This is a genomic window from Affinirhizobium lemnae, from assembly GCF_022968395.1.
Classification (GTDB): Bacteria; Pseudomonadota; Alphaproteobacteria; order Rhizobiales; family Rhizobiaceae; genus Neorhizobium; species Neorhizobium lemnae.
In genome coordinates this window covers 1-17,942 of sequence record NZ_JALJQZ010000065.1, presented here as the reverse complement: position 1 = coordinate 17,942, position 17,942 = coordinate 1, and the positions used below count along the sequence as shown (strand labels likewise).

The 17,942-nt window shown below is 58.3% G+C and carries 11 protein-coding genes, 4 pseudogenes and 1 riboswitch; of the genes and pseudogenes, 3 read left to right on the top strand and 12 right to left on the bottom strand.

Annotated features, from left to right (window positions below):
- Window positions 1–67: 67 nt before the first annotated feature.
- From uca to MUU53_RS21405, 6 genes and pseudogenes are all read right to left on the bottom strand, one after another.
- A complete protein-coding gene (gene uca, locus MUU53_RS21430; RefSeq protein ID WP_247262693.1) occupies window positions 68–3,604 on the bottom strand; it encodes an urea carboxylase in 3,537 nt (1,178 codons plus the stop codon).
- On the bottom strand, window positions 3,604–4,257 hold the full coding sequence (locus MUU53_RS21425) for an urea amidolyase associated protein UAAP2 (protein ID WP_247262692.1): 654 nt from the start codon (window positions 4,255–4,257) through the stop codon (window positions 3,604–3,606). The genes uca and MUU53_RS21425 overlap by 1 nt, the downstream gene beginning before the upstream one ends.
- 14 nt (window positions 4,258–4,271) lie before the next feature.
- Window positions 4,272–5,099 carry an urea amidolyase associated protein UAAP1 gene (locus MUU53_RS21420; protein WP_247262691.1) on the bottom strand — a complete coding sequence of 276 codons (828 nt, stop codon included), beginning with the start codon at window positions 5,097–5,099 and terminating at the stop codon, window positions 4,272–4,274.
- Window positions 5,100–5,103: 4 nt separating this feature from the next.
- A pseudogene (locus MUU53_RS21415) lies at window positions 5,104–5,926 on the bottom strand (ABC transporter ATP-binding protein); the annotation flags it as partial.
- A complete protein-coding gene (locus MUU53_RS21410) occupies window positions 5,923–6,741 on the bottom strand; it encodes an ABC transporter permease (protein ID WP_247262690.1) in 819 nt (272 codons plus the stop codon). The gene MUU53_RS21410 and the pseudogene MUU53_RS21415, both read right to left, overlap by 4 nt.
- A gap of 52 nt (window positions 6,742–6,793) precedes the next feature.
- A complete protein-coding gene (locus tag MUU53_RS21405) occupies window positions 6,794–7,828 on the bottom strand; it encodes a putative urea ABC transporter substrate-binding protein (protein WP_343229130.1) in 1,035 nt (344 codons plus the stop codon).
- 33 nt (window positions 7,829–7,861) lie between these two features.
- Window positions 7,862–7,974, bottom strand: a riboswitch (guanidine-I (ykkC/yxkD leader).
- 433 nt (window positions 7,975–8,407) lie between these two features.
- Here MUU53_RS21405 and MUU53_RS21400 point away from each other — a divergent pair.
- Window positions 8,408–9,182: pseudogene (locus MUU53_RS21400) on the top strand (IS6 family transposase).
- Between the two features lie 81 nt (window positions 9,183–9,263).
- On the opposite strand, the gene MUU53_RS21395 reads toward MUU53_RS21400, so the two are convergent.
- The 5 genes from MUU53_RS21395 to MUU53_RS21375 form a co-directional block, all read right to left on the bottom strand.
- Window positions 9,264–10,331, bottom strand: coding sequence for an ABC transporter ATP-binding protein (locus tag MUU53_RS21395; RefSeq protein ID WP_247262689.1), 1,068 nt, complete (start codon window positions 10,329–10,331; stop codon window positions 9,264–9,266).
- 13 nt (window positions 10,332–10,344) lie between these two features.
- Window positions 10,345–11,859 (bottom strand): DUF5060 domain-containing protein, encoded by a 1,515-nt coding sequence (locus MUU53_RS21390; RefSeq protein WP_247262688.1) that lies wholly within the window; start codon window positions 11,857–11,859, stop codon window positions 10,345–10,347.
- A 29-nt stretch (window positions 11,860–11,888) separates the two neighbouring features.
- A complete protein-coding gene (locus MUU53_RS21385) occupies window positions 11,889–12,764 on the bottom strand; it encodes a carbohydrate ABC transporter permease (protein ID WP_247262687.1) in 876 nt (291 codons plus the stop codon).
- Window positions 12,761–13,660, bottom strand: a complete 900-nt coding sequence (locus MUU53_RS21380) for a carbohydrate ABC transporter permease (protein WP_247262686.1) — start codon at window positions 13,658–13,660, stop codon at window positions 12,761–12,763. Before MUU53_RS21380 ends, MUU53_RS21385 begins: the two co-directional genes overlap by 4 nt.
- 87 nt (window positions 13,661–13,747) lie before the next feature.
- Window positions 13,748–14,998 (bottom strand): ABC transporter substrate-binding protein, encoded by a 1,251-nt coding sequence (locus MUU53_RS21375; protein ID WP_247262685.1) that lies wholly within the window; start codon window positions 14,996–14,998, stop codon window positions 13,748–13,750.
- 272 nt (window positions 14,999–15,270) lie between these two features.
- On the opposite strand from MUU53_RS21375, the gene MUU53_RS21370 reads away from it, so the two are divergent.
- Both MUU53_RS21370 and MUU53_RS21365 read left to right on the top strand, forming a co-directional pair.
- Window positions 15,271–16,464, top strand: a complete 1,194-nt coding sequence (locus tag MUU53_RS21370; protein WP_247262684.1) for an ROK family transcriptional regulator — start codon at window positions 15,271–15,273, stop codon at window positions 16,462–16,464.
- Window positions 16,465–16,609: 145 nt separating this feature from the next.
- Window positions 16,610–17,154: pseudogene (locus MUU53_RS21365) on the top strand (IS6 family transposase); the annotation flags it as partial.
- Here MUU53_RS21365 and MUU53_RS21360 read toward each other — a convergent pair.
- Window positions 17,144–17,855: pseudogene (locus tag MUU53_RS21360) on the bottom strand (IS630 family transposase); the annotation flags it as partial. The pseudogenes MUU53_RS21365 and MUU53_RS21360 overlap by 11 nt on opposite strands.
- Window positions 17,856–17,942 lie beyond the last annotated feature (87 nt).

Genomic DNA, 17,942 nt, shown 5'->3' with positions numbered 1-17,942 from the left:
GCAAGGGCGTCAGACCAGAGGCATAGGCCGCTCTTACGGCTTCGAGATCGAGAATTGTCGGCAGCATTCAAACCTCCTCCAGAACGACCAGAACATCGCCGGCCTTGACGTTTCGACCCGGCCCGACTCTTAAATCCCGGACACGTCCGGGCGCATGGGCATTCACGGTGATTTCCATTTTCATTGATTCGATGATGGCAAGCGTTTCGCCAGCCTCCACGCGCTGACCAGGCTCGACAAGTACTTTCCAGACATTGCCAGGGACGGCGCTTTCTGCGCCGAAGCAACCTACGGGAATATCGCCGCCGAGCCCGGGACCAGAACCTTCGTCCACCTGGAAACTGTCGAGCCCCTGTTCCTTCCAGCGCTGGCGCTCCGCCTCGAAGGCCGCCTGCTGGCCCTGCTTGAAGGCAGCGATGCCGACAGCGTTACCCGCAATTTCGGCTTCGTAGTTAGCGTAGGAGAAGGTACCCTCCTCGATGCGAACAGGATATCCGCCGTGGGTAAAGGCCGCGCGGGCTTCCGTCAACTCCTCGTGGCTGACAGGGAAGAAGCGGATCTGGTCAAAGAAGTCGAGCAGCCACGGCTTGTACTTGCCGAACACCTGCGTCTGCCGCCATGTGTTCCAGACCTGGATCGTCCGCCCGAACAGCTGATAACCGCCCGGCCCTTCCATGCCGTAAATGCACATATAAGCGCCGCCGATGCCGACAGCGTTCTCCGGTGTCCATGTGCGAGCCGGGTTGTACTTTGTCGTCACCAGCCGGTGGCGCGGATCGATGGGCGTTGCGACCGGCGCACCGAGATAGACATCACCCAGACCCATCACGAGATAGGAGGCATCGAAGATGGTACTCTTCACAGCCTGCTCATCCACCAGCCCGTTGATGCGGCGGATGAACTCGATATTGGATGGGCACCAGGGCGCATTGGGCCGCACGAGCTCCTGATATTTCCGCATGGCGAGTTCGGCTTCAGGGTCATTCCACGACAGAGGCAGCCAGACGGTGCGGCTCGGCACCTTGACCGCCGAGACCGGCGGCAAGCTATTCTCGATCTCCGCCAGCAGTTCGAGAAGCTTCGTCCGCGAAAGCACGCTGCTGTCGTAGTGGATCTGCAGTGAGCGAATGCCAGGCGTCAGGTCGATCAGCCCCCGGATTCCTGCCGCCTTCACTGCCTCCATCAGTAGATGAACCCGCATGCGAATGCCGATGTCGAGCTGCATCGGACCGTATTCGACGAGCAGATTGTCATCTCCCTGACGACGATAGACGACAGGGATCGAGCCTGCTTCGCTCGCTCCGACCACAGCCGAACCGGACGCTTCCGCTATGCGCTTCACTGTCGGTCCGGCAAGCGGATCGTTTGCCCTCGCCACAGGATGAAACCAGATCTTATCCCCCGGTCTGAACTGGCCCATCTTCCACTGCTCATCGCGGGCAATGACCGCCGGGCACACGAAGCCGCCGAGGCTTGGGCCATCGGGTCCGAGAATGATCGGCATGTCGCCGGTGAAATCGATGGCGCCGATTGCATAGGCGTTGTCATGCAGGTTGGAGGGGTGCAACCCCGCCTCGCCGCCATCGGCGCGCGCCCAATTCGGTGCAGGCCCGATCAGCCGCACGCCGGTGCGGGCCGAATTGAAATGCACCTCGTATTCCGTTGAAAACAAGGTTTCGATGTCTTCCTCAAGGAAGAAATCAGGCGCGCCATGCGGCCCATAGAGCACGCCGACGGACCATTCCCGTGTCAGTTCCGCCGGCTCATTGGCAGGCTTGACGTCTCCCTGGGGTTTTCGGGCAAGCCGTAATACATGGCCAGCGCGTAGCGTGCCGGTGGAATTGCCCCCGAACTGACCGAGCCCGAAGGTTGCGCGCGAGCCCATGACAACAGGCGCATCGAAACCGCCGGAAACAGCCAGATAGGCCCGTTGACCCGCACCGCTGATCGAGCCGATCGATAGTGTCTGCCCTGCCTTGACAGCAACGTGTTCACCATGGGGAACCAGCACACCGTCGAGCTTCATCGGCATGTCCGCGCCTGCCAAGGCAATTGTGGTGTTCGAGAAGAATTTCAGCACCGGGCCAGAGACGGTGAGTTCCAAGGCTGCCGTGTGGTCATGATTGCCGACAAGGCGGTTTGCATGGCGGAAGGAGCGCTCGTCCATAGGCCCGGACGGCGGAACACCGACATGCCAGAGGCCAAGGCGACCTGGTAGTTCCTGCAGGCTGGATTGCGCGCCGGGTGAAATCACCTCCACCACGTCAGGCACAAAATCGAAATCCTTCAGAGCCGTGGTTGCGACATCACCTCTGTTGAAGAGATCGGAAGCAGCGATGGCTTTCAGGTATTCGAGGTTGGTCTCGATGCCGCAAAGCGAGGTTTTTGCCAAAGCCGAAGACAGGGCCGCAATGGCAGCCTCTCGGCTCTCGCCTGATACGATCACCTTGGCGAGCATGGGATCGTAGAAGGGCGTGACCTCGGTTCCTGTTTCTACCCAGCCATCGACGCGGGCTTCCTCGGGAAACACTACTTCGGTCAGCAGACCGGCGCTGGGCCTAAAGTCGGCATGGGGCATTTCCGCATAGACACGGGCCTCGATTGCCGCCCCCTTCTGCACAAGGTGTTGCTTGCCCGTTAGCACATCCTCGTCGGCCGCCTGCCGGATCATCCATTCGACGAGATCGACACCGAACACCGCTTCCGTGACCGGATGCTCGACCTGAAGGCGGGTGTTGACCTCCAGAAAGTAGAACTCCTCCCGCGCCGGATCATAGATGAATTCCACCGTACCAGCAGATGCGTAAGCCACCTGTTGGCCCAGCGAAACTGCTGCCGCATGCAGGCGCTGGCGAACAGCATCGGACAATCCAGGCGCTGGCGTTTCTTCGATCACCTTCTGGTTCCGCCGTTGAAGCGAACAACCGCGCTCGCCAAGCGCAATAACGCGGCCCTTGCCATCGCCGAAGATCTGCACCTCGACATGGCGGGCCTTGGCAACAAAGCGTTCGATATAGACGCGGGCGTCCCCGAAGCTGGATTTGGCCGTGCGCTGTACGCTTTCGAAGGCGGCGGCGAGCGCTTCAGGTGTCTCGCAAAGCTGCATGCCGATCCCGCCGCCACCGGCTGTCGACTTTAGCATCACCGGATAGCCGATCTGCTCGGCTGCGGAGAGCGCCTCGTCGTGGCTGTCGAGCAGGCCGGAGCCGGGTAAGAGCGGCACGCCGCTCGCCTTGGCCAATTCGCGGGCCGTGTGCTTCAGACCGAAGGCAGAGATATTCTCCGATGAAGGCCCAATAAAGGTGATGCCTTCCGCCTTCAGCCGCTCGGCAAAGCCGATGTTCTCCGAGAGAAAACCATAGCCGGGATGCACGGCTTGCGCACCCGTCTGGTGGCAGGCGGCAATCACGGCATCGACGTTGAGGTAGCTTTCGCTGGCGGCTGCGGGTCCGAGGCGTACTGCCTCGTCGGCCATCAGCACGGGTTTCGAAAACCGGTCAGCATCGGAATAGACCGCAACGCTTGCGATCCCCATCTTCTGAAGCGTCTTGATGACGCGCACGGCGATCTCGCCGCGATTGGCAATCAGAACCTTTTTGAACATCAGGCCACCTCGTCGTCCCAGACGAGCACCCGGATCGGCGTCGGATCGAAGCCGTTGCAGGGGTTGTTAATCTGCGGGCAATTGGAGATGACGAGCAGCACGTCCATCTCCGCCTTCAGCTCGACATAGTCGCCGGGGGCGGAGATGCCGTCGACGATGGTCATCTTGCCTGAAGGTTCGATAGGCACGTTCATGAAGAAGTTGATGTTCGGCACCACGTCGCGCTTGCTCATGCCATGTTTGGATACCTCGATGACGAAGTTGTCGCGGCAGGCATGCAGGTATTTCGTGTAGTGGCCGAAGCGGACCGTGTTGCTCTCGCAGGAGCAGGCGCCGGCAGAGGTATCGTGCCGACCGCAGCTATCCGCCGTCACCGTCAGCATCACCCGGCCTTCGCTAGAGATGACCTTGGTGCCGGTGGATATGTAGGCTGCCCCCTGTTCGCGCATGGTGTCCTGGCTGGAATAACGCTCGGAGAAATCATGCGCGTTGTAGAACAGCGTATCGACGGCCTGCTGGCCATAGCTGTCCTCGATGCGCACCACCTGACCCTTTTTGATGAAGGTCGAGAAGGGCGCTTCGGCGGCGATGTAGTGATTCTGTACCGTATTCAGGAGCGTACGAGCCGGAGAAGTTTGGATAAAACTGGTCATGGCAGCCTCTTCTCTCACAGTGCCGCAAAAGCGTTGTTTTCAAAGCCACGGATGGCTTCTGCAGTCGCGGTCCGGCACAGATCATCCACCGCTGGCTCAATCGCCGCGATCCTGAGGATGCAGACGGGATTGGGGGCGTAGACCGGGTTCGGATCGAGCGGATGCGGGCAATTCGAGAAGCCGACGATCATGTCCATCTCGGCACGCAGATCGACATAGTCGCCTTCGGAGACGAGATCCGGATTCCACTCGAATTTGCCATCGGCATCGACACGGACGGGTGCGAAAAGGGCAAGGGCTGCCGGAATGTCGCGCTTGTCGAGGCCGGCCTTGGTGGCGATCAGGACGAAGTTGTCGCGGGTGTTGCGCAGTGCCGGACCGTTCTGGCCGGCATATTTCTTCGCGTTGGAGGAGGCGGTGGAGCCGCCCATCAGCACGTCATGGGCGCCGCAGCTGTCTTCGGTGATCGAGAACATGACCTTGCCCATGTCGGAGAAGATGACGCGGCCCTTGGCCAGGCCGGTGGTCCACTGGACCTTGACGGTATCGGGCAGGTTCATGCGCTCGGTTGTGTCCTCGGCGTTCCACGCCACGACCGAAACGGTCGAGAAGCCTTCGTCGAGCGCGATACGCAGCACCTCGTTCGTCTTTACTCTTGTACACCAGTACCAGCCGGCCAGTAGCTTCTCCTGATGCACGATTGTGCCAGCCGCGATTGCGGGTGCAGGTTTTGCGCTCATGGTCGGCAGTGCCTTCGGTGCAAACTCCAGCCCCTTTTTCTGATGCTCCTCGTAGCGCGCCCGGTTGGCGGCGATCTCTTCGGGGGAACGTCGAATATGCATTGTCATCTCCAGTGGTTTCGTTGGCCGGGTCGTCCCGGCTATTGACCCTGTGAAGAGACCGGGCCGTCCCGGTCGGGGCGAAAGATGGAAGGCACGCCTGCCTGTCGCGGCGGCCAGATGGTGATATCCTTGGTGATGGTTGCGCCATAGCGCAGCTTTTCTTCCGGTCGGTCGCGCGGCCGGTCGAAGGCGACGACGCGGGTGCCAAGCGTGAAGGCTTCGCGCATGTCATGCGTTACCATCACCACGGTCATCGGCGCTTCGTGCCACAGCGTCTTCATCAGCGTGTGGATTTCGGCCCGAATGCCGGGGTCAAGTGCGCCGAAGGGTTCATCCAGCAGCAGCACTTTGGGCCGCATGATCAGCGCCTGCGCCAATGCCAGCCGCTGCTGCATGCCGCCGGAAAGCTGGGCCGGATACTTTTCCTCTGAGCCGGCAAGCCCGACCGCCGCGATCATCGCGCGGGCCTCGTCTTCAACCTCGCGCTTCGCGGCACCGAACAGGCGGGCGGCGAAGCGCGAGGCTTTCAGCTCCTTGCCGAACATGACATTGCCGAGCACGGTCAGATGCGGGAAGACAGAATAGCGCTGGAAAACAACGCCACGATCCGGCCCCGGTTCTTTCGGCAGAGGCTCGCCATCCAGCAGGATCTCCCCTTTAGTCTGGGTTTCCTGCCCCAGAAGCATGCGCAGGAAGGTGGATTTTCCGCAGCCGGACGGACCGACAAGCGCAACGAAGGCGCGGGACTCGATCTCGATGGAGACATTCTCCAGCACGATCTGGTCGCCATATTCCTTCCAGATATTTTTGATCGAAAGCGCACTCATTTGCCCTTCTCCAGTTCCGACCAGGGGAAGAAGGTAATGCGCAGGCGATCGAGCAAAATATCGGTCGCGACCGCCAACACCGTGATCCAGATTACGTAAGGGAAGATCACATCCATCGAGAGATAGCGGCGCACCAGGAAGATACGATAACCGAGGCCGCTATCCGAGGAGATAGCTTCGGCTGCAATGAGAAACAGCCATGCGGGACCGAGTTGCAGACGCAGAGTGGTAATCAGACGCGGCAGTATCTGCGGTAGAACAACCCTGAGCGCAATCTGCCAGGAGGAGGCGGATAGCGTTTCTGCTTTTACGATCAGTTCACGCGGCAACGAAATCGCCGTCAGCGCTAGATCGCGGATGATGATCGGCGCCACGCCAATAACGATCAAAGCAATTTTCGAACCTTCGCCCAGACCCATGACGATAAACAGGATCGGTAGGAGCGCCAATGGCGGCACCATGGAGATCGCTGCGACAAAGGGCGAAAAAAGCGCACGTGCGAATGGCAGGACACCGATGATCAGCCCAAACAATAAGGCGAGCGCAGTGGCAAGTCCAAGACCTCCTGCCAGTCTTTGCAGACTTGCCGCCGTATCGGTCCACAAAAGATAGTTGCCGGTTCTCGCCTCTGGCATGAAAGCCATCCGGTTGACAGCGTCGGCAAGTGCGGACAAGCCGGGAAGAAGTTTATCATTCGGATTTTCGGCAAGTCGCTCAACGGATCCGATCGTATAGGCGATCAGGACGAGAGCGAATGGCATCAATGCAAGCGCTAACCGCAAGCCATTGCCAGGATGTTGATTGATCCAACGCATGACACCTCGATCCTCGATGTGAGGCGGGAATCGACCGCCTCTGGGTGAAAGATCAGAGAGCGCCTTCGGCGGCGGCTTTCATGTAAGTGCCTGTAAAGCGCAATTTTATATTGGCTCTGTCGCCCAAGACCTTGCCATCAGGCATCTCAATGCCGATCACATCCGCCGATACGGCGCCGCTGCCCAGCAGCCCCTTCGAAAACAGGAACTCGCGAACGAGATCCATTGTCTTTGGCAGGTTGGGCGAGGTGGCGAAAGCGAGGGCATCGGCGGGCTTGTCAAACAGCTTTGTCGCCGCCATCTGCGCCTCGAAGCCCTTGAGATCGGTGCCAGAGGCCGCGCCCATAGCTTCACGTGCGGCCTTGCCCTCTGCACTGTCAGCTACCATCAGCTTCATCGTATCGTACCAGATACCAGCGAGAGCCTTGCCGAAATCCGGATTATCCTTGAGCACGTCGGTATTGGCCACCATTAGGTCGATGATTTCGCCTGGGATTTGTGAGCTGTCGAATACCTTCTTGGCGGTCGGATCCTCAAGAATTGTCGAAACAAGCGGGTTCCATGTCACAACTGAAGTTACGTCCGGTGTCTTGTAGGCTGCCACCATATCGGCATCGGACGTGTTCACCACCTTCACTTCTCGTTCTAGGGAACCAATACTTTCAAGTGCACGTGCCAGGAGATAATGAGAAACCGAGAACTCGACCAGATTGACGTTCTGCCCCTTGATGTCGGCAAGCTTGTCCTTGTTCTTCAGGATCACAGCGTCATTGCCATTAGAGAAATCGCCAACAATTACGGCTGTCGTATCGACGCCGCCAGCCGCGGGGATGGAAATGGCGTCCATGTTGGTAAGAGTTACGGCGTCGAAGGCACCGGCCGTAAACTGGTTCATTGACTCTACGTAGTCATTGAACTGTGTGACGTCGATCTTGATACCGTATCTATCCGCCCATTTCTTGACGATGCCATGGTCTGCGGCATAACCCCAAGGCATCCAGCCGACATAGATGGACCACGCCACCTTGAACTCTTTCTTCGGCGCAGCATGAGCCAAAAGCGGCGCGCCGAAGGCAAAGGCTGACATGGAAATTGCGCCGCCAATCCCTTGGCTTACGAGGTCTCCCGGGCTTTTGTCCCGCCGTGCATCTGGACAGAATTTCCTTCCCGTCCAGTGGCCGCTCTCGGACCAGTCATGCAAATAAGCGCACCGGAACCCTAGCAGCCAAACTCGAACCATTTACCTGCAAACTTCGTGCCAAGTGAAAAATGCGGCAAAGTTTATTGTTTGGCAGGAGATTTTTTTGTCGCCATCTTGCCGTCAACATCATCTTTGCCCAAATACTATTCACACCGGCTCCAAGTGATCAAAACATATTCAAATTTAAACCATTCAGGATCGTGTCCGATGCAGGGGTGTAGCTGGATTTCATAGCCATCGGTGATTTCGGGTAAGGTCGGGTTGCTTCTGACCAACCTGGGGGGGTGGGGTATAACCAACTTAGCGGAGGGAAGGCAGTGTCATTAAGTTCGGTATAGGGTGTTGATTTAGGCGCAAGCGATTTCCACCCCTAGGCTCATCGCGGTCTTGTTGCAAATTCTCTTAGTTACCGGCCTGTTGACTATCAGCGGAGAAATTCCCGCTCCTGACTTGTGGAGCGTACCGATGCTTCTGAACGCTATTGCCGAGAAATTAAAACGCCAATCGAAGGATGATTTCGCTGCGCGGACCCTTGGTTCAAGGGGCGGCACTTCCAGGCACGGCCCATTGTTCAGGCCGTTACCTGCCATTTGCCCTATCCGCTGAGCTACCGGGATTTGGAAGAAGCGTTCCGAGAGCGCGGCTTTGAAGTGGATCACAGTACTATCAATCGATGGGTCCTTGCCTATGCGCCGATCATCGAGAAGCGGCTGCGCCAGTTTCGCCGACCCCATTGCGGCTCAGTCAGGATTGACGGGACCTACGTAAAGATCCGGGGCAAGTGGCGTTACCTGTACCGCGCCATCGATAAGCAAGCAAATCCGGTGCACAACCTTCTGACCGCAGAGCGTGACCTCGATGCCGCCAAACGGTTAATCCGCAAGATGCTCAAGCACGACCCCCTGTTTTCGCCGGGCAAGATCCGTACGGACGCGGTGCCAACACCTTCTCCACAACGATCAAGACGACCGTCGACGACGGCCTGCCGCATCCCGGCCCCGTACACTACGTTACCAAACATCTCCGGCAGAGCATCTAAGGCGACCACTTTCGAGTGAAGAAGAACATGCCAAAAATCGGTGGCTTTCAATCCTTCAAAACGGCACGCCGGACCATTGCTGGTTTCGAAGCAATACTTTGGCTGAGAAAGGGCTTCAGCTTTTCCGGCAATTGGAGCGTCAACGATAAAAATGATCTCCTCGCGCGCCTCTTCGAACTTCAAAACGTTAACAAAGCATGAAAACATAGCGGAGCGCGGGGTAGTTTCTGCCTGCTAAAAGACTTGCGACAAGGCCTGGCGAGAGCCTTTTTCAAAAGCCTGCTATTGCAGCCGCTCTTTGGTGACGGGGTCAAAGAAATGGAGGTTTGTTTGCCGAAATTTCAGGCTGATGTGATAGCCGGGTTTCACGCTCACCCGCTCGCGCCAGACGCCTGTGATGGTCTGTCTGCCCAGTTGAAGAGCCGCGTGTGTTTCCGATCCAGTCGGCTCGACAACGAGCACGGTCGCTGGAATGCCGCCCGGTTCGCCGGGCAAAACGTCTTCCGGCCTGACGCCGAGGATAACATCGCGGTTGCGGACGCTCGTCGGGATCTCGCCGAGCGGGATCGACAGCGTTTCTGAAACACGCAGCTGCGGTGTGGGGCCGTGGCTCACCGTGCCCTCAATGAAGTTCATCGCCGGGGAGCCGAGGAAACCGGCGACGAAGATATTCTTCGGGTGGTCGTAGAGTTCGAGCGGTGTGCCAATCTGCTCGACCCGACCCGCCTGCATCACTACGATTTTGTCGGCCATGGTCATCGCCTCGACCTGATCATGGGTGACATAGATGATCGTCGTCTTCAGCCTTTGATGCAGAGCCTTGATTTCGGCGCGCATCTTGACCCTGAGCTTTGCGTCCAGGTTGGATAGTGGCTCGTCGAACAGGAAAACCTGCGGATTGCGTACGATGGCCCGTCCCATGGCGACTCGCTGCCTTTGCCCGCCGGACAGCTGGCCCGGCTTGCGGCCCAATAGTGGTTCGAGACCCAGAATGCCGGCGGCCGCCTCAACCTTTTGCTTGATCTCGGCCTTCGGCACGCCGGCGAGCTCGAGGGCGAAGCCCATGTTCTGCGCCACCGTCATTTGCGGATAGAGCGCATAGTTTTGAAACACCATGGCAATGTTGCGGTCCTTCGGTTCAACGTGGTTGACCACGCGGTCACCGATCGAAACCGTCCCGGCGGAGATGTCCTCCAGCCCCGCGACCATGCGCAGAAGCGTGGACTTGCCGCAGCCTGACGGGCCGACGAGAATGACGAATTCACCGTCGGCGACGTCAATGTCGATGCCGTGCAACACCTGCATGGCCCCATAGGATTTGCGCACAGTCTGGATCCGGACCTTAGCCATCGTTTGTTTCCCTTCAGTGCTTGGGTCTGACGCGGATGGCAAGATGCGGCTTGCCCGGCAGTTCCACCGCAAATGCTGCATCGGGACGCCGGGGGCGCAGCACGGCCCCATGACGGGTCGGGTGGTTCGCCGGAGCATCGACGATCTTCGCCGGGGTAACCGTCATTTCCCAGGTATCGATAATGTCGACCGCGTAGTCGCCTGCGTCCAGGGGGAGGCCGGGGGCCCAGATCACCGGTTGGTGTTCGCCCAAGTAGATATAGGTCACATCGCCGTCGCGGGCGCCCGAGACGCGGCTCCAGGGCCAGCCGCCGACCGCGCCGATCGGGGTCAGGCCCTCGCTCGCATCCTCCTCGAGCAGGTCTCGCAGGAAGCCGATGCGCTGCCAGGCTTCGCCGTAGAGCTGCCCGCCCTTGGCCCACCAGAGAATATCCTGCTCGTGCATGAAGGTTTCCCCATGCCCCACATAGCCGCCGCGCAAAAGCGAGATCCAGTAGCGGTGCACCAGTTCCTGGGCGGAGATATTGCCCCATGACAGCATGATGTTGCCCTCGTATTCCGGCTCGTCGTTGACGACAGGTTTGCCGAAGGTCTCGCGCCATTTCTGCGTCTTTTTGACGTCCCAGTTCTGGATGCAGACATGACTGACCCAGGGGCGGCGATGGTCGTAATTGGCGTTGACGTCACCATTGTGGATCGATTTCAAGTGATTGTAGGGGTCGTTTTCCTCGATGATCTGGAAGAACCGGTCCCATTGCTGCATTGGCTTGGTGTCGAGGAGGAAGTCGTATTCGTTGGCGAGCGACCACCAGACGTTTCGATAGGCGGCAAGCCGCGCTGTCAGATAGGCGACGTAACGGAAGTCCTGCTCCGCGCTCATGTCGCAATAGCCCCATCGGTCATAGGGATGGAAAAGGATGACGTCGGCCTCAATGCCGAGTTCGCCGAGCGCTTGCACTTGCTGTTCGAAGTGGCGAAAGCATGCCGGATTGGGGCGATCAAAATCGAGTTCGCCTTCGTGGTCACGGTCGTAGACGTCCATCAGCGGTTCGTTGACGTTGAAGGGGTAGTCTTTCGGGAAAACTCCCATGCGCATCTTGTTGAACCGCGTCTTCTTCAACGTCTCCAACGTCTGCGCCTGCAGGTCGAGGGGCTGGTGGGTCCAAGCATAACATGTGGTGCCGAAGGGTAGATAGGGCGTGCCGTCGGCATAGGCAAAGTGATACTTATTGGCGACCTGGACCGGGCCATGCACGTCAGGCCGGGCGGGACCTGCCTCAAAGGCACCGGATTTTCCGTCGAGTTCCAATGCCGAGGAGCGGGTGGTGTAGTGCCACTCACCCTCGATGTCGGGCATGAAGCGGACCTTGTAGACACCGTCGCCATCATAGAATCCGGGCACGCGTACGCTGCGGTTCTTGTGGCTGAATGTTGCCTCGAAGGTAACATCGATAAACGGGTTACCGTCTGATGGGCCGTTCAGGGTCGCTTCAAACAGGTCCCATTTGGCAATCACGGTCTTTGTCATGTCTTGGTCCTTTAAGGGGGGAGGAAACATCAGCCCTTCACCGCGCCGGAGGTCAGCCCCGAGACGAAGTAGCGCTGGAAAATCAGATAGACGAGTGCTGCCGGCAGCACCGTCATGACGATCGCTGCATTGAGCTGACCATAATCCCTTGAGAACTGCCCCTGAAATGCAGAGAGCCCAAGCGGCAGGGTCCACATTTTCTGGTCCTGCAGCAGTACCAAAGCCATCGCAAACTCGTTCCACGTGGCGACGAAATCGAGGATGCACAAAGCCGCAAGCACCGGCAGGCTGATCGGCAGGAAGATCCTGCGGAAGATGACGAAATGCGAGGCGCCATCGATGCGTGCGGCTTCGGTCAATTCCTTCGGCACGCCACGGAAGAAGCTCTGCAGGATGAAGACCTGATAGGGAATGCCAAAGGCCAGATAGGGCAGGATGACCCCCGGATAGGTGTCGATGAGGCCGAAGCCGTTGACGAGGGTAAAGAGCGGCGCGAGCATGACCTGGAACGGGATCATTGTGCCGAACAGGATCAGCACAAGGACCATCTTGCGTCCGGAGAACTCGATCCGGGCCAGCGCATAGGCGGCCATGGCCGAGATGAACAGACCGAGCGGCACCTTGATGACTGTGATGATTGCGCTGTTGGTGAACGTCGTTTCAAAACGCCCTCGGCTCCATGCTGCGACATAGTTGGAGATTTGCGGATTTGTCGGCGGTGCAAAGGCGCTTGACCCCATTACTGCGGCCGTGGACTTGAAAGAGGTGAAAATGATGAAGACGAAAGGCGCCACCCACAGGACGGCGACCATCGCAAGCGCGATCCACAGACCGACCAGCACCCAGTCGCGCGGTGGGGCGGCGATTGCTGCATTGTCGAAGGCTTCGGTCTTCAGGACAGTCATTCGGCGGCCTCCTCGCGCTTTTGCGCCCAGCGCATGTAGGGAATGACGATAGCAAGCGTGATCAGGAGAAGGACCGTCGAGATCGCGCTACCGCGACCGAAATCGAAGATCTGCATTGATTGCGTGAAGGCCCACAGCGCCAGCATCTGAGTCGATTGTGCCGGCCCGCCACCCGTCAGGCCGTAGATGATATCGAAGGCCTTTAATGACGAGATCACCGAAAGTACAAGAACGATCGTGATCGTGGGGCGCAGGGCCGGCAGCGTGACGAAGCGGAAACGCTGCCAACGGTCGGCTCCGTCGATCCGCGCCGCCTCTACGAGGCTTTTGTCGACACCTTGCAGCCCGGCAAGAAAAAGCACCATGGAGAAGCCGACGGTCTGCCAGACATAGGCGACGAAAGCCGAATAAAGTGCCACGTCTCGTGCGCCCAGCCAGTCCTTGATCCAGGATTGCAGGCCGAGCAGGGAGAGAACCTGGTTGAAAATGCCGAAGAAAGGATCGTACATCCACCGCCACATCGTTGCGACAGCGATCGGCGCAATGATGACCGGCAGATAGTAGATCGCACGCAGGCTGTTGCGAGCGAACAGTCTTTGATTGAGGCCAAGCGCCAGCAAGAGACCGAAGAGCGGCGGAAAGATTGTCGACAGGATCGTCCAAGTGATCGTGTTGCGGAAGGCGACCCAAAAGACCGGATCCTTGGTGAAGATGTCGATGTAGTTCGACAATCCAACGAAATGCCGGTTGGCGTCCAGGCCATTCCATTTCTGGAAACTCAGCGCGACGACGTCAATCATCGGATAGATGGCAAAAACAGCGTAGATGATAAGGGCCGGGGCGATCAGCAGCGCGGCCTGCAGTCTCTGGTCGCTGGCGAGCTTGGTAATCTGCATGGATTGCTCTCCGCTGGCCGCGCTGACCAGGCTGATATGGACCCTGCCGCCAGCTGCGGGAGGAGCTGGCGGACGGATCTTACTCAGTTACTTGCGATTGCTGATGAACGTCTGCAGCTGTTTTGCAGCGTCTGCGGCAGCGATGTTGCCGCTTGCGACCTCGTTGATTACCCGGAAGTATTCTGTGGTCACATCGAGAGGAAAGGCCTGGTCGCCGTTCATGTAGACATCAGTATACTTGTTGAATATGTCCAGCCATTTCTTGTCCATGGGACGCAGATTGCTGTAGGTGACATTCTTGTTGACTGAGGTCGTGCTGATCTTGCCGAGTAGTTCCTGCTGCACAGGTGTCGAGTTGAAATAGTCGAGGAACTTTGCGGCCAAGTTCGAATTGGGGCTCTTGCTGCTGATGTAGTGATACTCGGCAAAGCCATAGAGGCGGCCGGTTCCGGTCGGGAACGGGAATATGTCATAGCCGTCAAGATTGCCGGCTTCCGACAGTTGCTGCACCAGCCAGTCGCCTTCCAGCATCATCGCGGCCCGACCGCCAACAAAGAGGTTGAACGATTGCGACTGATCGATCCCCATGAACGGGCTCAAGATGTAGTTCTTGCTCCAGGTGCTGAGTTCGGCGAAGGACGCTGTCGCGCAGGGCTCCGCCGTCCAGTCGGCCTGCATATTCTTCAGAGCATCGTGTTTTTTAGCGCCACATTTCGATTCCAAAATGACATCCATCAGGCGCATCACATGCCAGTTGACCATCCCGCCAAACGTGATCGCTGGGATGCCTGCGGCCTTCAGCTTCTCGGCAGCCGCGACCAGCTCAGCATAGCTTTCGGGTAGCTTTTCGATACCAGCCTGCTTGAACAGCGCCTTGTTGTAGTAGACCGCCTCACCCTTAAAAGTGAATGGCACGCCGTGTCGGCCCCCTTTATAGATCTTGGAGAAGGACAGCGACGACGCAGTCAGCCTGTCGTCCCACTTGTATTCGGCATAGTATTTGTCGAGCGGCAGACTGAAGCCGGCGTTGATGTATTCACCGCCGAGCCCGAGTCCTGCCCAGCTGAAATAGATGTCCGGCCCCTTGTCGGAGCCAGCTGCGACACGCAGCGCCGTCTTGTGGTCGTCGACCCCGCGGGTAACAATCTCGACATTGACGCCAGGATTGGCCGCTTCAAAATCCGTTGCCACCTTCTGGATTGCGTTGTTGGCTGCCTCAGAGGTGAAGTTCAGCGTCCAGATGGTCACATCTTGCGCATAAGCGTTTGCTCCTGCCATGGCGATGGCGATGGCGCTCGCTAGCAGGGTTTTGCGCAGCATGGAAGTCTTTAAAGTCATAGGTTCCTCCCGTCGTGCTTATTCTCGTCCTCGCTGTCTTTTAGATCGTCGCAGCCGGTTCTTGTCAAGGGAGTTATGTCATATATGACATAATTGACGAGTTGTATGAGGCCATTTTGATCATTTTTTCAGATTGTGAGCGAAATTTATGGCACATTCCGGCCTATTTTATGCAAAATACGCAGGACTATTTCGTCGGACGAGACAATAGTATAGATCTGGCGCGCCGCGCTCCTGCGAGTGATATCAGGCGCGGATGCAAGGAGATGCGTATGGCAAACATGATAAGTGACGATTTGCGGGGCTTGCTCAGCGAACGTCATGTCGATTCACCCGTGGCGCGGGTGGTTCGGGCCTTGAGTGGACATGGTGCCGTCAGCGCAGCGCAGATTGCCCGTACGACGGGTCTTGCCCGCTCAACCGTCTCGACAATCCTTTCCGACTTGAAGCGGTCGAGTCTCGTGGTCGAGGTCGAGACCCGCAGTCCGGGTGTCGGGCGTCCGGCCATCGCGCACTCACTCAACCCTGAAGCGGGCACTTGCCTTGGCGTGCTGCTCGGCCGTAACGAAGCACGCGTTGTGCTGGCTGACGTCGCCCACAACGTGATCGCCGACGTGGCTATCCCGCTCGAGCGGGACTATCGGCCTGAGAAGGCAACGCGTGTGATCAAGCAGACGATCGACAATATCTACAAGGAGCACAGCCTGCCGTTCTCTGGCCTGCTGGGTGTTGGTTTCGCTGTATCGGGCGCAATTGCTGCTAATGGTCGTATCCTGCGAGGTGCCTCGATCCCCGGCTGGTCGGGTGTCGACCTTAGAGCGACCTTTGAGCCAGCACTGCAAAAGCCTATCTTTGCAGACAAGGAAAGCAATTGTGCTGCACTTGCCGAGATGATGTGGGGGGCCGCAGTCGGCGTCGAGGATTTCGTCTTGTTCAAGCACGACGTGACCATTGGAGGGGCTATCGTTGCCAATGGCCGGGTACTCAGCGGCTATGCCGGGACGGCCGGCGAGGTGGGCCACATCATGCTCAACCCGCATGGTGACCTGTGCAGCTGCGGCAATCGGGGCTGTCTCGAACTTGAGTGCGGAGGATCGCAGATGATTAGCGTCGCGGAGCGTCGTGGCGGGCGGAGCCTGACATTGCCGATCCTCGTCCAAGAAGCGTTGGCTGGGGATATCGGGCTGCGCAGACTGATCGAGGATGCAGGAGATGTCGCCGGTCGGGGGCTGGCGACGGTCGGTACACTTTTCAATCCGCGCATGATCGTCATCAGCGGTGCGCTTGCGGCTGCCGACGACATTTTGCTCGCTCCCATGCGGGCGAGCTACGGGAAGTACACACTCGTCAAGTCTGGCGACGTGGACGGCGATCTGCCAACATTTGTTGTCGGCAAGTTTCTCGATAACGACAACTGTCTGGGTGCCGTCGGCCTGGTGCTCCGCCACCATGGACGCCTCATCTGATTTACTTTGCGATCTGGGAGGGTAAACACGTCGATTTACTCTGGATTGATTAACCTGTTTATTTGGGCTTGTCGCAAATTTCTGCGTTTAACGGGCTGTTCACCAAGCTTGGGGAAATTCCGCCCCCGTGTAGCGGATCGTGGCTATGATTCTGAATGCCATTGCCGAAAAGCTGAAGCGCTAATCGAAAGACGATTTCAAGGGACGGCATTTTGAGGCATGGCTGATCATACAGGCGGTGATCTGGTACCTGTGCTATCCGCTGGGCTATCGCGACCTGGAAGAGATGTTCCGCGAGCGCGGCTTCGAAGTGGATCACAGTACTATAAACCGATGGGTCCTTGCCTATGCACCTGTCATCGAGAAGCGGCTGCGCCAGTTCAGCCAACCCTATTGCGGTTCAATCCGCATTGACGAAACCTACGTCAAGATCCGCGGCAAGTGGCGATATCTGTCCGGACCATCGACAAGCACGGAAACCCGATCGACGTCCTGCTTACCGCAAAACGCGATCTCGACGCCGCCAAGCGTTTCTTCCGCAAAATGCTTAAAGATGAGCCGCTGCTCTCGTCTGAGAAGATCGGCACGGATGGCGCCAATACGTTCCCGTCGGCGATCAAAGCGTCGGTTGCAGACGAGCTTCTACGGCCAGATCCCGTGCATTATGAGCGCGTCCACTTTACTCGGGGTCATATCCGCAGGATTTGAAGTAGTTTGCGCATTCCTGCTGCTCGAACAGCGTGACGATTTGGCCGAGCGTATTGCATAAGCCGTCGACGGTCCGCTCGGCTTTGGCGCGCAAGACAGCCTTCAGCTTAGCGAACGCCTTCTCGATGGGATTGAAGTCGGGGCTGTAGGGCGGGAGATAGAGCAACCGGCATCCGGCACCCTCAATTGCGTGGCGCACGCTCTCCGCTTTGTGTGCGGGCAAGTTGTCCATGATGACGATATCGCCCGATGCCAATGTTGGTAGGAGAACCCGTTCGACATAGGCCTAGAATGCGAGGCCGTTCATCGCGCCGTCGAGGACCATGGGTGCGGTCATGCCCGAAAGCCTGAGTGCTCCGGTAAATGTCGTCGTCTTCTAATGGCCGTGCGGGATCGGGGAGCGGCATCGTTCTCCACAAAGAGCTCGTCCGCGAAGCCGTGACATCTTCGTGCTCAGGCCTGTTTAATCGATGAAGACGAGGCGCGCGGGGTCGAGATCAAGCTGGCCGTCAAACCAGTCCTGGCGACGCTTCAGGAGTTCGGGACGCTCCTGCTCCAGTGCATGTGCGGTCTTTTTTGAAAGTCCAGCCGCGCTTTCGCAGCCAGACGTCGAGCGCGCTGCGGCCGATCGACACGGCTCTCTCCTCACGCAATGGTAGAACCATCTCGTTGAGCGTGATGTCCATCTTCTTCGTAAGACCGTATATCCGTCTTCGTGGCTGAGGTGGCTCGCCCTACACTGGTCTTCCGAGGGTTGCTCGGACAGGCCG

Bases quoted from the DNA above. Each gene is read 5' to 3' on its own strand.
- MUU53_RS21375 (WP_247262685.1), bottom strand. From the start codon at position 14,998: ATGACTTTAAAGACTTCCATGCTGCGCAAAACCCTGCTAGCGAGCGCC.
- MUU53_RS21370 (WP_247262684.1), top strand. From the start codon at position 15,271: ATGGCAAACATGATAAGTGACGATTTGCGGGGCTTGCTCAGCGAACGT.
- MUU53_RS21385 (WP_247262687.1), bottom strand. From the start codon at position 12,764: ATGACTGTCCTGAAGACCGAAGCCTTCGACAATGCAGCAATCGCCGCC.
- MUU53_RS21425 (WP_247262692.1), bottom strand. From the start codon at position 4,257: ATGACCAGTTTTATCCAAACTTCTCCGGCTCGTACGCTCCTGAATACG.
- MUU53_RS21395 (WP_247262689.1), bottom strand. From the start codon at position 10,331: ATGGCTAAGGTCCGGATCCAGACTGTGCGCAAATCCTATGGGGCCATG.
- uca (WP_247262693.1), bottom strand. From the start codon at position 3,604: ATGTTCAAAAAGGTTCTGATTGCCAATCGCGGCGAGATCGCCGTGCGC.
- MUU53_RS21380 (WP_247262686.1), bottom strand. From the start codon at position 13,660: ATGCAGATTACCAAGCTCGCCAGCGACCAGAGACTGCAGGCCGCGCTG.
- MUU53_RS21410 (WP_247262690.1), bottom strand. From the start codon at position 6,741: ATGCGTTGGATCAATCAACATCCTGGCAATGGCTTGCGGTTAGCGCTT.
- MUU53_RS21405 (WP_343229130.1), bottom strand. From the start codon at position 7,828: ATGTCAGCCTTTGCCTTCGGCGCGCCGCTTTTGGCTCATGCTGCGCCG.
- MUU53_RS21390 (WP_247262688.1), bottom strand. From the start codon at position 11,859: ATGACAAAGACCGTGATTGCCAAATGGGACCTGTTTGAAGCGACCCTG.
- MUU53_RS21420 (WP_247262691.1), bottom strand. From the start codon at position 5,099: ATGCATATTCGACGTTCCCCCGAAGAGATCGCCGCCAACCGGGCGCGC.